This window comes from Bacillus changyiensis (assembly GCF_027706145.1).
GTDB classification, from domain to species: domain Bacteria; phylum Bacillota; class Bacilli; order Bacillales; family Bacillaceae; genus Bacillus; species Bacillus changyiensis.
In genome coordinates this window covers 14,207-29,373 of sequence record NZ_JAQFWW010000008.1, presented here as the reverse complement: position 1 = coordinate 29,373, position 15,167 = coordinate 14,207, and the positions used below count along the sequence as shown (strand labels likewise).

At 41.3% G+C, this 15,167-nt stretch carries 30 protein-coding genes; all 30 read left to right on the top strand.

What is annotated here, in order from left to right:
- Positions 1-104 precede the first annotated feature (104 nt).
- Positions 105-1,292, top strand: a complete 1,188-nt coding sequence (gene tuf, locus PDT38_RS17770; RefSeq protein ID WP_172292325.1) for an elongation factor Tu — start codon at positions 105-107, stop codon at positions 1,290-1,292.
- Between the two features lie 307 nt (positions 1,293-1,599).
- Positions 1,600-1,908 (top strand): 30S ribosomal protein S10, encoded by a 309-nt coding sequence (gene rpsJ, locus PDT38_RS17765; RefSeq protein WP_003156464.1) that lies wholly within the window; start codon positions 1,600-1,602, stop codon positions 1,906-1,908.
- A gap of 40 nt (positions 1,909-1,948) precedes the next feature.
- The gene (rplC, locus tag PDT38_RS17760; protein WP_270803417.1) at positions 1,949-2,578 is read left to right on the top strand and encodes a 50S ribosomal protein L3; all 630 of its coding nucleotides are present in this window, start codon (positions 1,949-1,951) and stop codon (positions 2,576-2,578) included.
- 27 nt (positions 2,579-2,605) lie between these two features.
- On the top strand, positions 2,606-3,229 hold the full coding sequence (gene rplD, locus PDT38_RS17755; RefSeq protein ID WP_270803416.1) for a 50S ribosomal protein L4: 624 nt from the start codon (positions 2,606-2,608) through the stop codon (positions 3,227-3,229).
- Positions 3,229-3,516 carry a 50S ribosomal protein L23 gene (rplW, locus tag PDT38_RS17750; RefSeq protein ID WP_172292331.1) on the top strand — a complete coding sequence of 96 codons (288 nt, stop codon included), beginning with the start codon at positions 3,229-3,231 and terminating at the stop codon, positions 3,514-3,516. The genes rplD and rplW overlap by 1 nt, the downstream gene beginning before the upstream one ends.
- 30 nt (positions 3,517-3,546) lie before the next feature.
- Positions 3,547-4,380, top strand: coding sequence for a 50S ribosomal protein L2 (rplB, locus tag PDT38_RS17745; protein ID WP_270803415.1), 834 nt, complete (start codon positions 3,547-3,549; stop codon positions 4,378-4,380).
- 57 nt (positions 4,381-4,437) lie between these two features.
- Positions 4,438-4,716: a 30S ribosomal protein S19 gene (gene rpsS, locus PDT38_RS17740; protein ID WP_270803414.1), complete on the top strand. Its 279-nt coding sequence runs from the start codon at positions 4,438-4,440 to the stop codon at positions 4,714-4,716.
- Positions 4,717-4,733: 17 nt separating this feature from the next.
- Positions 4,734-5,078 carry a 50S ribosomal protein L22 gene (rplV, locus tag PDT38_RS17735; protein WP_026586064.1) on the top strand — a complete coding sequence of 115 codons (345 nt, stop codon included), beginning with the start codon at positions 4,734-4,736 and terminating at the stop codon, positions 5,076-5,078.
- Between the two features lie 3 nt (positions 5,079-5,081).
- The gene (gene rpsC, locus PDT38_RS17730; RefSeq protein WP_270803413.1) at positions 5,082-5,738 is read left to right on the top strand and encodes a 30S ribosomal protein S3; all 657 of its coding nucleotides are present in this window, start codon (positions 5,082-5,084) and stop codon (positions 5,736-5,738) included.
- Between the two features lies 1 nt (position 5,739).
- A complete protein-coding gene (rplP, locus tag PDT38_RS17725; protein WP_003156478.1) occupies positions 5,740-6,174 on the top strand; it encodes a 50S ribosomal protein L16 in 435 nt (144 codons plus the stop codon).
- Positions 6,164-6,364, top strand: a complete 201-nt coding sequence (rpmC, locus tag PDT38_RS17720; protein ID WP_003178343.1) for a 50S ribosomal protein L29 — start codon at positions 6,164-6,166, stop codon at positions 6,362-6,364. The genes rplP and rpmC overlap by 11 nt, the downstream gene beginning before the upstream one ends.
- A 25-nt stretch (positions 6,365-6,389) precedes the next feature.
- Positions 6,390-6,653 carry a 30S ribosomal protein S17 gene (rpsQ, locus tag PDT38_RS17715; RefSeq protein ID WP_003178345.1) on the top strand — a complete coding sequence of 88 codons (264 nt, stop codon included), beginning with the start codon at positions 6,390-6,392 and terminating at the stop codon, positions 6,651-6,653.
- A 41-nt stretch (positions 6,654-6,694) separates the two neighbouring features.
- Positions 6,695-7,063: a 50S ribosomal protein L14 gene (gene rplN, locus PDT38_RS17710; RefSeq protein ID WP_172292343.1), complete on the top strand. Its 369-nt coding sequence runs from the start codon at positions 6,695-6,697 to the stop codon at positions 7,061-7,063.
- Between the two features lie 36 nt (positions 7,064-7,099).
- Positions 7,100-7,411 carry a 50S ribosomal protein L24 gene (gene rplX, locus PDT38_RS17705; protein ID WP_270803412.1) on the top strand — a complete coding sequence of 104 codons (312 nt, stop codon included), beginning with the start codon at positions 7,100-7,102 and terminating at the stop codon, positions 7,409-7,411.
- Between the two features lie 27 nt (positions 7,412-7,438).
- A complete protein-coding gene (gene rplE, locus PDT38_RS17700) occupies positions 7,439-7,978 on the top strand; it encodes a 50S ribosomal protein L5 (RefSeq protein WP_270803411.1) in 540 nt (179 codons plus the stop codon).
- A 22-nt stretch (positions 7,979-8,000) separates the two neighbouring features.
- Positions 8,001-8,186, top strand: a complete 186-nt coding sequence (gene rpsN / locus PDT38_RS17695) for a 30S ribosomal protein S14 (protein WP_003178353.1) — start codon at positions 8,001-8,003, stop codon at positions 8,184-8,186.
- A 31-nt stretch (positions 8,187-8,217) separates the two neighbouring features.
- On the top strand, positions 8,218-8,616 hold the full coding sequence (gene rpsH, locus PDT38_RS17690) for a 30S ribosomal protein S8 (RefSeq protein ID WP_172292349.1): 399 nt from the start codon (positions 8,218-8,220) through the stop codon (positions 8,614-8,616).
- Between the two features lie 29 nt (positions 8,617-8,645).
- The gene (gene rplF / locus PDT38_RS17685) at positions 8,646-9,182 is read left to right on the top strand and encodes a 50S ribosomal protein L6 (RefSeq protein ID WP_270803410.1); all 537 of its coding nucleotides are present in this window, start codon (positions 8,646-8,648) and stop codon (positions 9,180-9,182) included.
- Between the two features lie 31 nt (positions 9,183-9,213).
- Positions 9,214-9,576, top strand: a complete 363-nt coding sequence (rplR, locus tag PDT38_RS17680; RefSeq protein WP_270803409.1) for a 50S ribosomal protein L18 — start codon at positions 9,214-9,216, stop codon at positions 9,574-9,576.
- A 24-nt stretch (positions 9,577-9,600) separates the two neighbouring features.
- The gene (gene rpsE / locus PDT38_RS17675) at positions 9,601-10,101 is read left to right on the top strand and encodes a 30S ribosomal protein S5 (RefSeq protein ID WP_270803445.1); all 501 of its coding nucleotides are present in this window, start codon (positions 9,601-9,603) and stop codon (positions 10,099-10,101) included.
- A 12-nt stretch (positions 10,102-10,113) separates the two neighbouring features.
- Positions 10,114-10,293 (top strand): 50S ribosomal protein L30, encoded by a 180-nt coding sequence (gene rpmD, locus PDT38_RS17670; RefSeq protein ID WP_006640333.1) that lies wholly within the window; start codon positions 10,114-10,116, stop codon positions 10,291-10,293.
- A gap of 29 nt (positions 10,294-10,322) precedes the next feature.
- Positions 10,323-10,763 carry a 50S ribosomal protein L15 gene (gene rplO / locus PDT38_RS17665; RefSeq protein WP_172292357.1) on the top strand — a complete coding sequence of 147 codons (441 nt, stop codon included), beginning with the start codon at positions 10,323-10,325 and terminating at the stop codon, positions 10,761-10,763.
- A gap of 2 nt (positions 10,764-10,765) precedes the next feature.
- Complete coding sequence (gene secY / locus PDT38_RS17660; protein ID WP_270803408.1) at positions 10,766-12,061, top strand: preprotein translocase subunit SecY; 1,296 nt, start codon at positions 10,766-10,768, stop codon at positions 12,059-12,061.
- Between the two features lie 53 nt (positions 12,062-12,114).
- On the top strand, positions 12,115-12,768 hold the full coding sequence (locus PDT38_RS17655) for an adenylate kinase (RefSeq protein WP_270803407.1): 654 nt from the start codon (positions 12,115-12,117) through the stop codon (positions 12,766-12,768).
- Positions 12,765-13,511: a type I methionyl aminopeptidase gene (gene map / locus PDT38_RS17650; protein ID WP_270803406.1), complete on the top strand. Its 747-nt coding sequence runs from the start codon at positions 12,765-12,767 to the stop codon at positions 13,509-13,511. The genes PDT38_RS17655 and map overlap by 4 nt, the downstream gene beginning before the upstream one ends.
- Before the next feature lie 9 nt (positions 13,512-13,520).
- Positions 13,521-13,850, top strand: coding sequence for a KOW domain-containing RNA-binding protein (locus PDT38_RS17645; RefSeq protein ID WP_270803405.1), 330 nt, complete (start codon positions 13,521-13,523; stop codon positions 13,848-13,850).
- Positions 13,828-14,046, top strand: coding sequence for a translation initiation factor IF-1 (infA, locus tag PDT38_RS17640; RefSeq protein WP_003178377.1), 219 nt, complete (start codon positions 13,828-13,830; stop codon positions 14,044-14,046). Before PDT38_RS17645 ends, infA begins: the two co-directional genes overlap by 23 nt.
- 32 nt (positions 14,047-14,078) lie before the next feature.
- Positions 14,079-14,192, top strand: a complete 114-nt coding sequence (gene rpmJ / locus PDT38_RS17635) for a 50S ribosomal protein L36 (protein ID WP_003156543.1) — start codon at positions 14,079-14,081, stop codon at positions 14,190-14,192.
- A 24-nt stretch (positions 14,193-14,216) separates the two neighbouring features.
- Positions 14,217-14,582 carry a 30S ribosomal protein S13 gene (gene rpsM / locus PDT38_RS17630; protein ID WP_270803404.1) on the top strand — a complete coding sequence of 122 codons (366 nt, stop codon included), beginning with the start codon at positions 14,217-14,219 and terminating at the stop codon, positions 14,580-14,582.
- Positions 14,583-14,603: 21 nt separating this feature from the next.
- On the top strand, positions 14,604-14,999 hold the full coding sequence (gene rpsK, locus PDT38_RS17625; protein ID WP_270803403.1) for a 30S ribosomal protein S11: 396 nt from the start codon (positions 14,604-14,606) through the stop codon (positions 14,997-14,999).
- The last annotated feature ends 168 nt before the right edge of the window (positions 15,000-15,167 follow it).

The following is a 15,167-nucleotide window of genomic DNA, read 5'->3' as shown; positions in this document are numbered from 1 at the left end:
TGCATTAAAGTATAACTACTATTGTAAGATCAGAAAGTGGAATTACGATTTCACTTTCTATCACTCTATATTATAAAATAACCTTTTTAAGGAGGATTTTCAGAATGGCTAAAGAAAAATTTGACCGTTCCAAATCACATGCCAATATTGGTACAATTGGACACGTTGACCATGGTAAAACTACATTAACAGCTGCTATTACAACTGTTCTTTCTAAAACAGGTAAAGCAGAAGCTCGTGCATATGATCAAATCGATGGTGCACCAGAAGAACGTGAGCGCGGAATCACAATCTCAACTGCACACGTTGAATATGAAACTGACACTCGTCACTATGCACACGTTGACTGCCCAGGACACGCTGACTATGTTAAAAACATGATCACAGGTGCTGCGCAAATGGACGGAGCTATTCTTGTAGTTTCTGCTGCTGATGGCCCAATGCCACAAACTCGTGAGCACATTCTTCTTTCTCGTAACGTAGGTGTACCTTACATCGTTGTATTCTTAAACAAATGCGACATGGTAGACGATGAAGAGCTTCTTGAATTAGTAGAAATGGAAGTTCGCGATCTTCTTTCTGAGTATGAGTTCCCTGGTGATGATGTACCAGTTATCAAAGGTTCTGCTCTTAAAGCTCTTGAAGGTGACGCTCAATACGAAGAGAAAATTCTTGAATTGATGGCTGCAGTTGACGATTACATCCCAACTCCAGAACGCGAAACTGACAAACCATTCATGATGCCAGTTGAGGACGTATTCTCAATCACTGGTCGTGGAACAGTTGCTACAGGACGTGTAGAACGTGGCCAAGTTAAAGTCGGTGATGAAGTAGAAATCATCGGTCTTCAAGAAGAAAACAAGAAAACAACTGTTACAGGTGTTGAAATGTTCCGTAAGCTTCTTGATTATGCTGAAGCTGGAGACAACATCGGTGCACTTCTTCGCGGTGTAGCTCGTGAAGATATCCAACGTGGTCAAGTACTTGCTCAACCTGGTACAATCACTCCACACCAAAAATTCAAAGCTGAAGTTTATGTTCTTTCAAAAGAAGAAGGTGGACGTCATACTCCATTCTTCTCAAACTACCGTCCTCAGTTCTACTTCCGTACAACTGATGTAACTGGTATCATTCAGCTTCCTGAAGGTGTAGAAATGGTTATGCCTGGAGACAATATCGAAATGACTGTTGAATTGATCTCTACAATCGCGATCGAAGATGGTACTCGCTTCTCTATCCGTGAAGGCGGACGTACTGTTGGATCAGGCGTTGTTACGACTATCACTGAATAATACTTAATAAAAAACGAGATCCACTGGGTCTCGTTTTTTTAGTGATTTTTGTTTTTTTTGATATGGGTAGATTAATCCTTGATTAACTTCGTTTGAATCTGTATAATAAAAAAAGTGTGCAAATGACGTAATCTTTTATATTACCTTGCAACATGCCTAGAATTTTTGTATAATAGTGCATGTTGGTCTTTGACTGCGATGAAGTGAGAGGTTGCTGACACACCCGGCCGCTTTGCCATGGCAAGGTGATTCAGGTTTTTCTCACGGAGAATTGTCTAATGTAAGTAGGCGAAAAGGAGGGAAAATAATGGCAAAACAAAAAATTCGTATTCGTTTAAAAGCTTATGATCATAGAATCCTTGATCAATCTGCTGAGAAGATTGTTGAAACTGCAAAGCGTTCAGGTGCCAGTGTATCTGGTCCGATTCCATTGCCGACTGAAAAGTCTGTATACACGATTCTTCGTGCAGTTCATAAATACAAAGATTCTCGTGAGCAATTTGAAATGCGTACACATAAACGTTTAATCGACATTGTAAACCCAACACCGCAAACTGTCGATGCATTAATGCGTTTAGACTTACCATCTGGTGTCGATATCGAAATTAAACTTTAATGAAAAAAATATAGAGTGATCTTAATAGGAGGTGTGACGAATGACCAAAGGAATCTTAGGAAGAAAAATTGGTATGACGCAAGTTTTTGCAGAAAACGGTGATCTTATTCCGGTAACTGTTATTGAAGCTGCAGCTAACGTTGTACTTCAAAAGAAATCAGCTGAAAACGAAGGTTATGAAGCAATTCAGATCGGTTTTGACGACAAGCGTGAGAAGCTTGCCAATAAACCGGAAAAAGGCCACGTTGCTAAAGCGGAAACTGCACCTAAGCGCTTCGTTAAAGAAATACGCGGAGTGGATATGGCTGCGTATGAAGTTGGTCAGGAAGTCAAAGTTGATATTTTCTCAAATGGAGAAATTGTTGATGTAACAGGAACATCGAAAGGTAAAGGTTTCCAAGGTGCGATTAAACGCCACGGACAATCACGCGGACCTATGTCCCACGGTTCTCGCTACCATCGTCGTCCTGGTTCAATGGGTCCGGTAGATCCTAACCGTGTATTTAAAGGTAAACTACTTCCTGGACGTATGGGCGGAGAGCAAATCACTGTTCAAAACCTTGAAATTGTAAAAGTAGATGCTGAACGCAATCTTCTTTTAATTAAAGGAAACGTTCCTGGTGCAAGAAAATCACTAGTCACTATTAAAAGTGCTGTTAAATCTAAATAACTCTCTTAGGAAAGGAGGAAATGGATTATGCCAAAAGTAGCATTATATAACCAAAACGGTTCTACTACTGGTGACATCGAATTAAACGACTCTGTATTTGGAATTGAGCCAAATGAGAGTGTTGTATTCGACGCTATTCTAATGCAAAGAGCTTCCTTGCGACAAGGAACTCACAAGGTTAAAAATCGTTCTGAAGTTCGTGGCGGAGGTCGCAAACCTTGGCGTCAGAAGGGTACTGGACGTGCTCGTCAAGGATCAATCCGTTCACCGCAATGGCGCGGAGGTGGTATCGTATTCGGTCCTACACCACGCAGCTATTCTTATAAATTACCGAAAAAAGTTCGCCGCTTGGCAATCAAATCTGCATTGTCTTCTAAAGTAACTGAAAACAACTTGATCGTTCTAGAGGATTTAACTTTTGATGCAGTTAAAACAAAAGAAATGGTAGCTATCCTTAAAGGACTGTCTATCGAGAAAAAAGCTTTAATCGTAACTGCAGATGAAAATGAAACAGTTGCATTGTCAGCTCGTAACATTCCTGGAGTGACAGTTGTTGAAGCTAACGGAGTCAATGTGCTTGATGTTGTCGCTCACGATAAACTTGTGATGACAAAAGCAGCGGTTGAAAAAGTAGAGGAGGTGCTTGCATAATGAAAGATCCTCGTGATGTTCTTAAGCGCCCCGTCATTACTGAACGTTCTGCTGAGTTAATGACTGAAAAAAAGTATACGTTTGATGTAGACGTAAGAGCTAATAAAACAGAAGTGAAAGATGCAGTTGAACAGATCTTTGGAGTGAAGGTTGAAAAAGTCAACATTATGAACTACAAAGGAAAATTCAAACGTGTCGGCCGCTACTCTGGTATGACAAACAAACGCAGAAAAGCGATTGTTAAACTTACTGCAGACAGCAAAGAAATCGAAATTTTTGAAGCTTAATGATTTGTAACAAAAAGGAGGGAAATTACAATGGCGATTAAAAAGTACAAACCGACCTCTAACGGACGTCGAGGCATGACATCTTCTGATTTCGCTGAAATCACGACAGATCAGCCGGAAAAGTCACTGCTTGCCCCGCTTCATAAAAAAGGCGGACGCAACAACCAAGGTAAATTGACTGTACGTCATCAAGGCGGCGGACATAAACGCCAATACCGTATTATCGACTTCAAACGCGATAAAGATGGTATACCTGGACGCGTTGCTACAGTTGAGTACGATCCAAACCGTTCAGCTAACATTGCTTTAATTAACTATGTAGATGGAGAAAAACGCTACATCTTAGCTCCAAAAGAGCTTCAAGTAGGCACTGAAATTATGTCAGGACCAGAAGCTGACATTAAAGTAGGTAACGCACTTCCACTTATCAACATTCCAGTTGGTACAGTTGTGCACAACATTGAGTTGAAACCTGGAAAAGGTGGCCAGCTTGTACGTTCAGCTGGAACATCTGCGCAAGTTCTTGGTAAGGAAGGTAAATACGTTCTTGTGCGTCTTAACTCTGGTGAAGTTCGGATGATTCTTTCTGCTTGTCGCGCTACAATCGGTCAAGTAGGTAATGAACAACATGAACTGATCAATATTGGTAAAGCAGGACGCTCTCGCTGGAAAGGTATTCGCCCTACAGTTCGCGGTTCTGTTATGAACCCTAATGATCACCCTCACGGTGGTGGTGAAGGTCGCGCTCCAATCGGACGTAAATCACCGATGTCTCCATGGGGTAAACCAACTCTTGGATTCAAAACGCGTAAGAAAAACAACAAATCTGATAAATTCATTGTACGTCGTCGTAAAAATAAATAACGAGGTTGTCTACGGTTCAAATAGGACCGTAGTGCAATCGCGAAGGGAGGTTCCAAAATGGCTCGCAGCTTAAAAAAAGGACCATTTGTCGATGATCACTTGATGGTAAAAATCGAGAAATTAAATGAAACGGACAAAAAACAAGTTGTGAAAACTTGGTCACGCCGTTCTACTATTTTCCCACAATTTGTTGGACACACAATTGCGGTTTATGATGGACGCAAACATGTGCCGGTTTACATTTCTGAAGATATGGTAGGTCATAAGTTGGGTGAGTTTGCACCAACTCGTACTTACAAAGGTCATGCTAGTGATGACAAAAAAACAAGACGCTAATGAGAGGAGGCTTTTAAATGCAACAAGCTAAAGCTGTCGCAAGAACAGTCCGGATTGCTCCTCGTAAGGCACGTCTAGTAATGGACCTGATTCGAGGCAAGCAAGTAGGTGAAGCAGTTTCAATCTTAAACCACACGCCAAAAGCTGCTTCCCCGATTATTGAAAAAGTTTTAAAATCTGCTATCGCTAACGCTGAGCATAACTATGAAATGGATGCTAACAGCCTAGTGGTTACTCAAGCTTATGTGAACGAAGGCCCTACGTTAAAAAGATTCCGTCCGCGTGCTATGGGGCGTGCAAGCCAAATCAACAAACGTACGAGCCACATTACAATCGTTGTATCAGAAAAGAAGGAGGGATAACTCTTGGGTCAAAAGGTAAATCCAGTCGGTCTTCGTATTGGGATTATACGTGATTGGGAATCTAAGTGGTATGCTGGCAAAGACTACGCTAAATTCCTTCACGAAGATCTAAAAATTCGTGAATTCATTAATCAACGCCTGTCAGACGCTTCTGTTTCTAAAGTGGAAATTGAACGTGCGGCAAACCGTGTAAATATTACGGTCCATACAGCTAAGCCTGGTATGGTTATCGGAAAAGGCGGTTCTGAAGTAGAAGCGCTTCGTAAAGCTCTTAACAGCCTAACTGGCAAGCGTGTACACATTAACATTCTTGAAATTAAAAAAGCTGATCTTGACGCTCAGCTAGTTGCAGATAATATCGCTCGTCAATTGGAAAACCGTATTTCATTCCGTCGTGCGCAAAAACAACAAATTCAACGCACAATGCGCGCTGGAGCACAAGGTGTGAAAACAATGGTATCCGGTCGTCTTGGTGGAGCTGATATTGCTCGTTCTGAATACTACAGTGAAGGAACTGTTCCATTGCACACATTGCGTGCTGACATCGATTACGCTACATCTGAAGCTGATACGACTTACGGTAAGCTTGGCGTAAAAGTTTGGATCTATCGTGGAGAGGTTCTTCCTGCTAAGAAGAAAACTGAGGAAGGAGGAAAATAATATGTTATTGCCAAAACGCGTTAAATATCGCAGAGAGCATCGTGGTAAGATGCGTGGTCGTGCAAAGGGCGGCACTGAAGTACATTTTGGTGAATACGGTATCCAAGCACTAGAAGCTTCTTGGATTACAAACCGCCAAATTGAAGCAGCTCGTATTGCGATGACTCGTTACATGAAACGTGGCGGTAAAGTTTGGATTAAAATTTTCCCTTCTAAGCCATACACAGCTAAACCTTTGGAGGTACGGATGGGATCCGGTAAAGGTGCTCCAGAAGGATGGGTAGCTGTTGTCAAACCGGGCAAAGTTTTATTTGAAATTTCTGGTGTGTCTGAGGAAGTTGCTCGTGAAGCTCTTCGTCTTGCATCTCACAAATTACCAATTAAAACAAAGTTCGTAAAACGTGAAGAAATTGGTGGTGAATCAAATGAAAGCTAATGAAATTCGTGACCTTACCACTGCTGAAATTGAACAAAAAGTAAAGTCTCTTAAAGAAGAACTTTTCAATCTTCGCTTTCAATTAGCGACAGGACAACTTGAAAATACTGCTCGCATTCGTGAAGTGCGCAAGTCTATCGCGCGCATGAAAACTGTGATTCGGGAAAGAGAAATTGCTGCCAACAAATAATTCTGGAGGGAGGTTCTAGAAGAATATGAGCGAACGCAATCAGCGCAAAGTTTACCAAGGGCGTGTTGTTTCTGATAAAATGGATAAAACCATCACTGTTGTTGTTGAAACTTACAAAAAACACTCTCTTTACGGTAAACGCGTAAAGTATTCCAAAAAATTTAAAGCACATGATGAAAATAATCAAGCTAAAATCGGAGACATCGTAAAGATCATGGAGACTCGTCCATTATCTGCGACTAAACGTTTTCGTCTAGTTGAAGTTGTCGAAGAAGCTGTTATTATCTAATAAAGTTCGGAAACTTCTTTTCCGAAGGGAGGTAACAAATAATGATTCAACAAGAGACTCGTTTAAAAGTAGCTGACAACTCTGGAGCACGTGAAGTATTAACAATCAAAGTGCTTGGTGGTTCCGGACGTAAAACAGCTAACATTGGTGATGTCATTGTTTGCACGGTTAAACAAGCAACACCAGGAGGCGTTGTCAAAAAAGGTGAGGTCGTGAAGGCTGTCATCGTTCGTACAAAAAGCGGAGCGCGCAGAAGTGACGGATCTTATATCAGCTTCGATGAGAATGCATGTGTGATCATCCGTGATGATAAAAGTCCACGTGGAACTCGTATCTTCGGACCTGTAGCTCGTGAACTTCGCGATAACAACTTTATGAAAATTGTTTCTCTAGCTCCAGAAGTACTTTAATGATATCAATGCCGGACTTAAGGAGGTGCGATCAGGATGCATGTAAAAAAAGGCGATAAAGTAATGGTTATCTCTGGTAAAGATAAAGGGAAACAAGGAGTTATCCTTGCTGCTTTCCCTAAAAAAGACCGTGTCCTTGTTGAGGGTGTCAACATGGTTAAAAAACATGCTAAGCCAACACAAACGAATCCACAAGGTGGAATCTTAAACCAAGAGGCGCCAATTCATGTGTCAAACGTAATGCCGCTCGATCCTAAAACAGGTGAAGTGACTCGCGTAGGATACAAAGTAGAAAATGGAAAGAAAGTTCGTATTGCAAAAAAATCTGGGCAAGTTCTAGATAAATAGTATTAAAGGAAGGGAGGTCTATATCTCATGAACCGCCTTAAAGATAAGTACAATAAAGAAATTACACCTGCATTAATGTCTAAGTTTAACTACAAATCTGTAATGCAAGTGCCTAAAATTGAAAAAATCGTAATCAACATGGGTGTTGGTGACGCTGTTCAAAATGCTAAAGCGATTGATAGCGCTGTTGAAGAATTAACGTTTATCGCAGGTCAGAAACCTGTCGTTACTCGTGCGAAGAAGTCTATTGCTGGATTCCGTCTTCGTGAAGGAATGCCGATCGGTGCGAAAGTAACACTTCGTGGAGAACGCATGTATGATTTCCTTGATAAACTGATCTCTGTTTCTTTACCGCGTGTCCGTGACTTCCGCGGAATTTCTAAGAAGTCTTTTGATGGACGTGGAAACTACACACTAGGTATTAAAGAACAGCTCATCTTCCCTGAAATTGACTATGATAAAGTAAGTAAAGTTCGCGGTATGGATATCGTTATTGTTACGACTGCCAATACGGATGAAGAAGCTCGTGAACTACTGACTCAATTAGGTATGCCATTCCAGAAATAATCAATGAAAGGGAGGCGAAATCGTGGCTAAAAAGTCTATGATTGCGAAACAAAAACGCACACCGAAGTTTAAAGTACAAGAGTACACTCGTTGCGAACGCTGTGGACGTCCGCACTCTGTTATTCGTAAGTTTAAACTTTGCCGTATTTGTTTCCGTGAACTTGCATATAAAGGACAAATTCCTGGCGTTAAAAAAGCCAGCTGGTAATCCCCGTTAATGGGAAGGAGGTTAATAAATAATGGTTATGACAGATCCGATTGCAGATATGCTGACTCGTATTCGTAATGCAAATATGGTACGTCATGAGAAGCTTGAAATCCCTGCTTCTAAATTGAAAAGAGAAATTGCTGAAATCTTGAAACGTGAAGGTTTCATCCGTGACGTAGAATTCGTTGAAGATAACAAACAAGGCATCATCCGTGTTTTCTTGAAATACGGTCAAAACAACGAGCGTGTCATCACTGGCCTTAAAAGAATCAGCAAGCCTGGTCTGCGCGTTTATGCTAAGTCAAATGAAGTACCTCGCGTACTAAATGGACTTGGAATTGCAATTCTTTCTACATCACAAGGTGTGTTAACTGATAAAGAAGCTCGCGCTAAACAAGCTGGCGGAGAAGTATTAGCATACGTTTGGTAAGAAGTTTAACATGAATGGAGGTGTTTGGTATGTCTCGTGTAGGTAAGAAGCTACTTGAGATTCCTTCAGGTGTTACAGTCACATTGAATGACAGTACTGTAACCGTGAAAGGACCAAAAGGAGAATTAACTCGTACGTTTCATCCTGATATGAACATTAAAATTGAGGACAATGTACTAACTGTAGAACGTCCTTCTGATAATAAAGAACATCGTGCTCTACATGGCACAACTCGCAGTATCATCGGAAACATGGTTGAAGGTGTATCTAAAGGTTTTGAAAGAGGTTTGGAATTAGTTGGTGTCGGTTACCGTGCTTCTAAATCCGGAAACAAACTCGTTCTAAACGTTGGATACTCACATCCAGTAGAAATCGTTCCTGAACAAGGAATCGAAATCGAAGTTCCATCTCAAACAAAAGTGGTTGTGAAAGGTACAGATAAAGAACGTGTTGGAGCTACTGCTGCAAACATTCGCGCTGTACGTTCTCCAGAGCCTTATAAAGGTAAAGGAATCCGCTATGAAGGAGAAATGGTTCGTCGTAAAGAAGGTAAATCTGCTAAGTAAAACCGCTTAAAGTGAGAAAGGAGTGACCCAGATGATTACGAAAACAAGCAAGAATGCCGCTCGTCTTAAAAGACACGCTCGTGTTCGTGCGAAGCTTTCAGGAACCGCTGAAAGACCTCGTCTAAATGTTTTTCGTTCAAACAAACATATTTACGCACAAGTAATCGATGACGCAAACGGTGTTACACTTGTGAGTGCATCTACTCTTGATAAAGACTTTAACGCCGAGAACAGTGGCGATACGTCTGCGGCTGCAAAAGTTGGAGAACTTGTTGCAAAACGCGCTTCTGAAAAAGGTATTACAAATGTTGTTTTTGACCGCGGAGGATACCTTTACCATGGACGTGTAAAAGCATTAGCTGATGCAGCACGTGAGGCAGGATTAGAATTTTAATAAAAAAAGGAGGGACATATGAATATGCGTCGTATTGACCCAAGCAAATTAGAGTTAGAAGAACGCTTAGTTACCGTTAACCGCGTAGCGAAAGTTGTTAAAGGTGGTCGTCGTTTCCGTTTCGCAGCTCTTGTTGTTGTCGGTGACAAAAACGGTCACGTCGGATTTGGGACTGGTAAAGCTCAAGAAGTACCAGAAGCGATCCGTAAAGCTGTTGAAGATGCGAAAAAGAATTTGATTGAAGTACCAATGGTTGGAACTACAATTCCACATGAAATTATCGGACGTTTCGGTGCAGGTAACATCTTGTTAAAACCGGCTTCTGAAGGTACGGGAGTTATCGCCGGAGGCCCTGTACGTGCGGTACTTGAGCTTGCAGGTGTTTCTGATATCCTTTCTAAATCTTTAGGTTCTAACACACCGATCAACATGATCCGTGCAACAATTCAAGGATTAACCGAGCTTAAACGCGCTGAGGATGTTGCGAAGCTTCGTGGAAAATCTGTAGAAGAACTGTTAGGATAAGGAGGGAACATAATGGCTAAATTAGAAATTACCCTCAAGCGCAGTGTAATCGGTCGTCCGGAAGATCAGCGTATCACAGTGAGAACACTTGGTTTAAAGAAAACAAACCAAACTGTTGTCCATGAAGATAATGCTGCAATCCGTGGTATGATTAACAAAGTATCTCATTTAGTTTCTGTTAAAGAACAATAAAATAAACGATAGGCTAAGGAGGTGTCCTAATGAAACTTCATGAATTAAAGCCTGCAGAAGGTTCACGTAAAACGCGCAACCGCGTAGGTCGTGGTATTGGTTCTGGTAACGGCAAAACAGCTGGAAGAGGTCATAAAGGTCAAAACGCTCGTTCTGGTGGCGGCGTACGTCCTGGATTCGAGGGTGGACAAATGCCTTTATTCCAACGTCTTCCTAAACGCGGTTTTACAAACATTAACCGTAAGGATTTTGCTGTAGTCAACGTAGATAAACTCAACAGCTTTGCAGAGGGAACAGAAGTTACTCCTGAACTTCTATTAGAAACAGGTGTAATTAGCAAGTTGAAATCTGGAGTAAAAATTCTTGGCGATGGAAAGTTAGAAACAAAGTTAACTGTTAAAGCCAACAAATTCTCCGCTTCTGCTAAACAAGCAATTGAGGCTGCTGGCGGTACAGCTGAGGTGATCTAATTTTGTTTAAGACAATCTCCAATTTTATGCGTGTGAAGGATATTCGGAATAAGATTATCTTCACACTTCTAATGCTTATCGTCTTTCGTCTCGGTTCATTCATTCCTGTGCCCGGTGTAAATACAGATGTTTTAAAGGCACAGGATCAAATGAGTGTGTTTGGAGTTCTTAATACGTTTGGCGGCGGAGCATTATTTAACTTCTCAATTCTCGCAATGGGAATTATGCCTTACATTACGGCTTCAATCATTATCCAACTTTTACAGATGGATGTTGTGCCGAAGTTTACGGAATGGTCAAAGCAAGGGGAAGTTGGTCGTCGAAAACTGGCTCAGTTTACAAGGTACTTCACAATTGTACTTGGATTTATCCAAGCGTTAGCAATGTCATACGGTTTTAACAACATGGCTGGTGGCTCGTTAATCGAAGACACGGGGCTAGGGACTTACTTGACAATTGCAATTGTATTAACTGCTGGAACTGCTTTTCTAATGTGGCTTGGCGAACAAATTACCTCTCATGGAGTTGGCAACGGAATCTCCATCATCATTTTTGCTGGGATTGTTGCCGGCATTCCACAGACGGTTAACCAAATGTACGCGCAGCAGTTTGAAAATGTTGGAGACCAGCTGTTCCTACAAATCGTAAAAGTTATCATCATATTGGTTGTGATTTTGGCAATTGTCGTTGGAGTTATTTTTATCCAAGAAGCAGTAAGAAAAATTGCAATTCAATATGCAAAAGGCAATGCCCGTTCACCTGTTCCTGGTGCTCAATCAACACATTTACCACTCAAAGTTAATCCAGCGGGTGTTATTCCAGTTATCTTTGCTGTTGCATTTATTATGACCCCTCGGACAGTTGCAACGTTCTTTGGTCAAAATGATGTAACAAACTGGATTCAAAAAACGTTTGATTATACGCATCCAATCGGAATGTGCGTTTATGCGGCATTAATTATTGCCTTTACCTACTTCTATGCATTTGTCCAGGTAAACCCTGAACAAATGGCCGATAATCTTAAAAAACAAGGTGGCTATATTCCGGGAGTTCGTCCAGGGAAAATGACTCAAGAAAAAATTACGAGCATTTTGTATCGACTTACGTTTGTCGGCTCCATTTTCTTGGCTGTAATCGCCATTCTTCCTGTATTGTTCGTTAATTTTGCCGGACTGCCTGCTTCTGCAAAAATTGGAGGAACAAGTTTGCTAATCGTTGTCGGTGTTGCACTTGAAACGATGAAGCAGCTTGAAAGCCAGCTGGTGAAACGAAACTATCGTGGATTTATGAAGCATTAGGGGAACTGGGATGTGCCCATTCCCTCTAAAATAGAGAGGACGGGGAATCCGAAATGAACTTAGTCTTAATGGGACTGCCTGGAGCCGGTAAAGGAACACAGGCTGAACGGATTGTTGATGATTTTGAGATACCTCATATTTCAACAGGCGATATGTTCCGCACTGCGATGAAAGAAGAAACGGATTTGGGGCTTGAAGCGAAGTCATACATTGATAAAGGTGAGCTCGTTCCTGATAAAGTAACGATTGGTATTGTCAGGGAGAGACTTGGCAAGAATGATTGTGAACGAGGTTTTCTTCTGGACGGATTTCCGAGAACAGTTGCTCAAGCAGAAGCACTTGAGGAAATTCTGAAAGACCTAGGAAAGTCGATTGATCATGTTATTCACATTCAAGTCGATAAAGATGCATTGATGGAACGTTTGACTGGACGCAGAATTTGTAAAAATTGCGGTGCAACTTATCATTTGGTCTTCAATCCGCCTACAAAAGACAATGTATGCGATAAATGTGGAGGAGAACTTTATCAGCGTGAAGATGATAATGAGGCTACTGTATCCACAAGACTTGAGGTCAACATGAAGCAAACCCAACCTTTACTCGATTTTTACACTGATAAAGGCTATCTTGTAAATATTGATGGGCAAAAGCATATCAATGATGTTTACAGTGATATTAAGGAGCTTCTTGGAGGCCTGAACAAATGATTATTTGTAAAACTCCCAGAGAAATCGAAATTATGCGGGAAGCAGGTCGTATTGTTGCTTTAACTCATCGAGAGCTTAAAAAACATATTAAACCTGGTATCTCAACAAAAGAATTGGATCAAATTGCCGAACGCTTTATTAAAAAGCAAGGTGCAATCCCATCTTTTAAAGGATATAATGGTTTTCGTGGGAGCATTTGTGTCTCAGTCAATGAAGAGCTGGTTCATGGTATTCCAGGGAGCCGAAAGCTACTTGACGGAGACATCATCAGCATTGATATTGGTGCGAAGCTAAACGGTTATCATGGCGACTCTGCATGGACTTATCCGGTAGGGAAGATCAGTGATGATGATCAAAAACTGCTGGAAGTGACAGAAGAGTCTTTATATAGAGGCTTGCAGGAAGCAAAACCAGGAGAGCGTTTGTCGAATATTTCTCACGCTGTGCAAACGTATGTTGAAAGCCAGCATTTTTCAATTGTAAGGGAATATGTTGGTCATGGAGTCGGGCAAGATCTGCATGAAGATCCACAGATTCCTCATTATGGGCCCCCAAACAAAGGTCCCCGGTTAAAGCCTGGTATGGTTTTGGCCATTGAACCAATGGTTAACGCTGGTAGCCGCTATGTGAAAACATTGGCTGATAACTGGACGGTTGTCACAGTGGACGGGAAAAAGTGTGCTCATTTTGAACATACAATTGCGATAACGGAGACAGGTTTTGATATACTGACAAAAATCTAGGTGAATCAGATGAATCGAGACACTCCTCAAATTGGTCAGTTTGTACGTATCTTAAAAGGTCGTGAAATGGCTCAATATGCAGTTGTCATTGGAATATTCGATCATCATCATGTGCTGCTAGCAGACGGAGAAAAGCGAAAATTTCATTCTCCTAAGAAAAAGAATATCAATCATTTAACCTTTTATGATTGCGTTTCTCCGGAAGTTCAGAACAGTATAAACGAAACAGGGCGTGTGACAAACGGAAAATTGAGATTTTCTCTTTTGAAATTTGTCAGAGAGCAAGTTACTGATTTGAAGAAGGGAGAACACTTGAATGGCGAAAGACGATGTAATTGAAGTGGAAGGTACTGTAGTCGAAACACTGCCAAACGCAATGTTCAAAGTAGAACTTGAAAATGGTCATACCGTTTTGGCTCATGTATCTGGTAAAATCCGCATGCACTTCATTCGCATTTTACCTGGAGACAAGGTTACGGTAGAATTATCTCCATATGACTTAACTCGTGGTAGAATTACGTACCGTTACAAATAAAGCACTCCGGAATTGAAGGAGGTTGGAAACACATGAAAGTGAGACCATCAGTTAAACCGATCTGTGAAAAATGTAAAGTTATTCGCAGAAAAGGAAAAGTAATGGTGATCTGTGAAAATCCAAAGCATAAACAAAAACAAGGATAACATTTTAAGGAGGTGCGAGAAAGAATGGCTCGTATTGCTGGTGTAGATATTCCACGTGATAAGCGTGTTGTTATTTCATTAACATACATCTTTGGAATCGGTCGTCCAACGGCTCAGGAAATTTTAAAAGAAGCTGGTGTTTCTGAAGATACTCGCGTTCGTGATTTGACTGAAGAAGAACTCGGTAAAATCCGTGACGTAATCGACAAACTTAAAGTAGAAGGTGACCTTCGTCGTGAAGTGTCTCTTAACATTAAACGTTTGATCGAAATCGGAAGCTACCGCGGAATTCGTCATCGTCGCGGATTACCTGTTCGCGGTCAAAATACAAAAAATAATGCGCGTACTCGTAAAGGTCCGCGTCGTACTGTAGCTAACAAGAAAAAATAAAGTAAGGGAGGTTATTAAACAATGGCTGCTGTTCGTAAATCAAATACGCGTAAACGTCGCGTAAAAAAGAACATTGAATCTGGGATTGCCCATATTCGTTCGACTTTCAACAATACAATTGTAACGATTACTGATGTACACGGTAATGCGATTTCTTGGTCAAGTGCGGGAGCTTTAGGTTTTAGAGGATCTCGTAAATCTACTCCGTTCGCTGCCCAAATGGCTGCTGAAACTGCTGCTAAAGGTTCAATTGAACATGGATTGAAAACTTTAGAAGTAACTGTTAAAGGACCAGGTTCTGGTCGTGAAGCTGCAATTCGTGCACTTCAAGCTGCCGGACTTGAAGTGACTGCGATCAGAGACGTAACTCCAGTACCTCATAACGGATGCCGTCCACCAAAACGTCGCCGCGTGTAATTTGTTTGTATAGATTTTGTGTCCCTGTCAATAATGGGTTATGATACAGTTAATTTATAAAACGAATGCACACTCGTTGCCTGAGCACATACGGGACTAAACAATGGGGAATTTCGGATAGAATACGAGAAATTCTTTCCGGGGTTTCGACGTTTTGAAGGAGGGTTT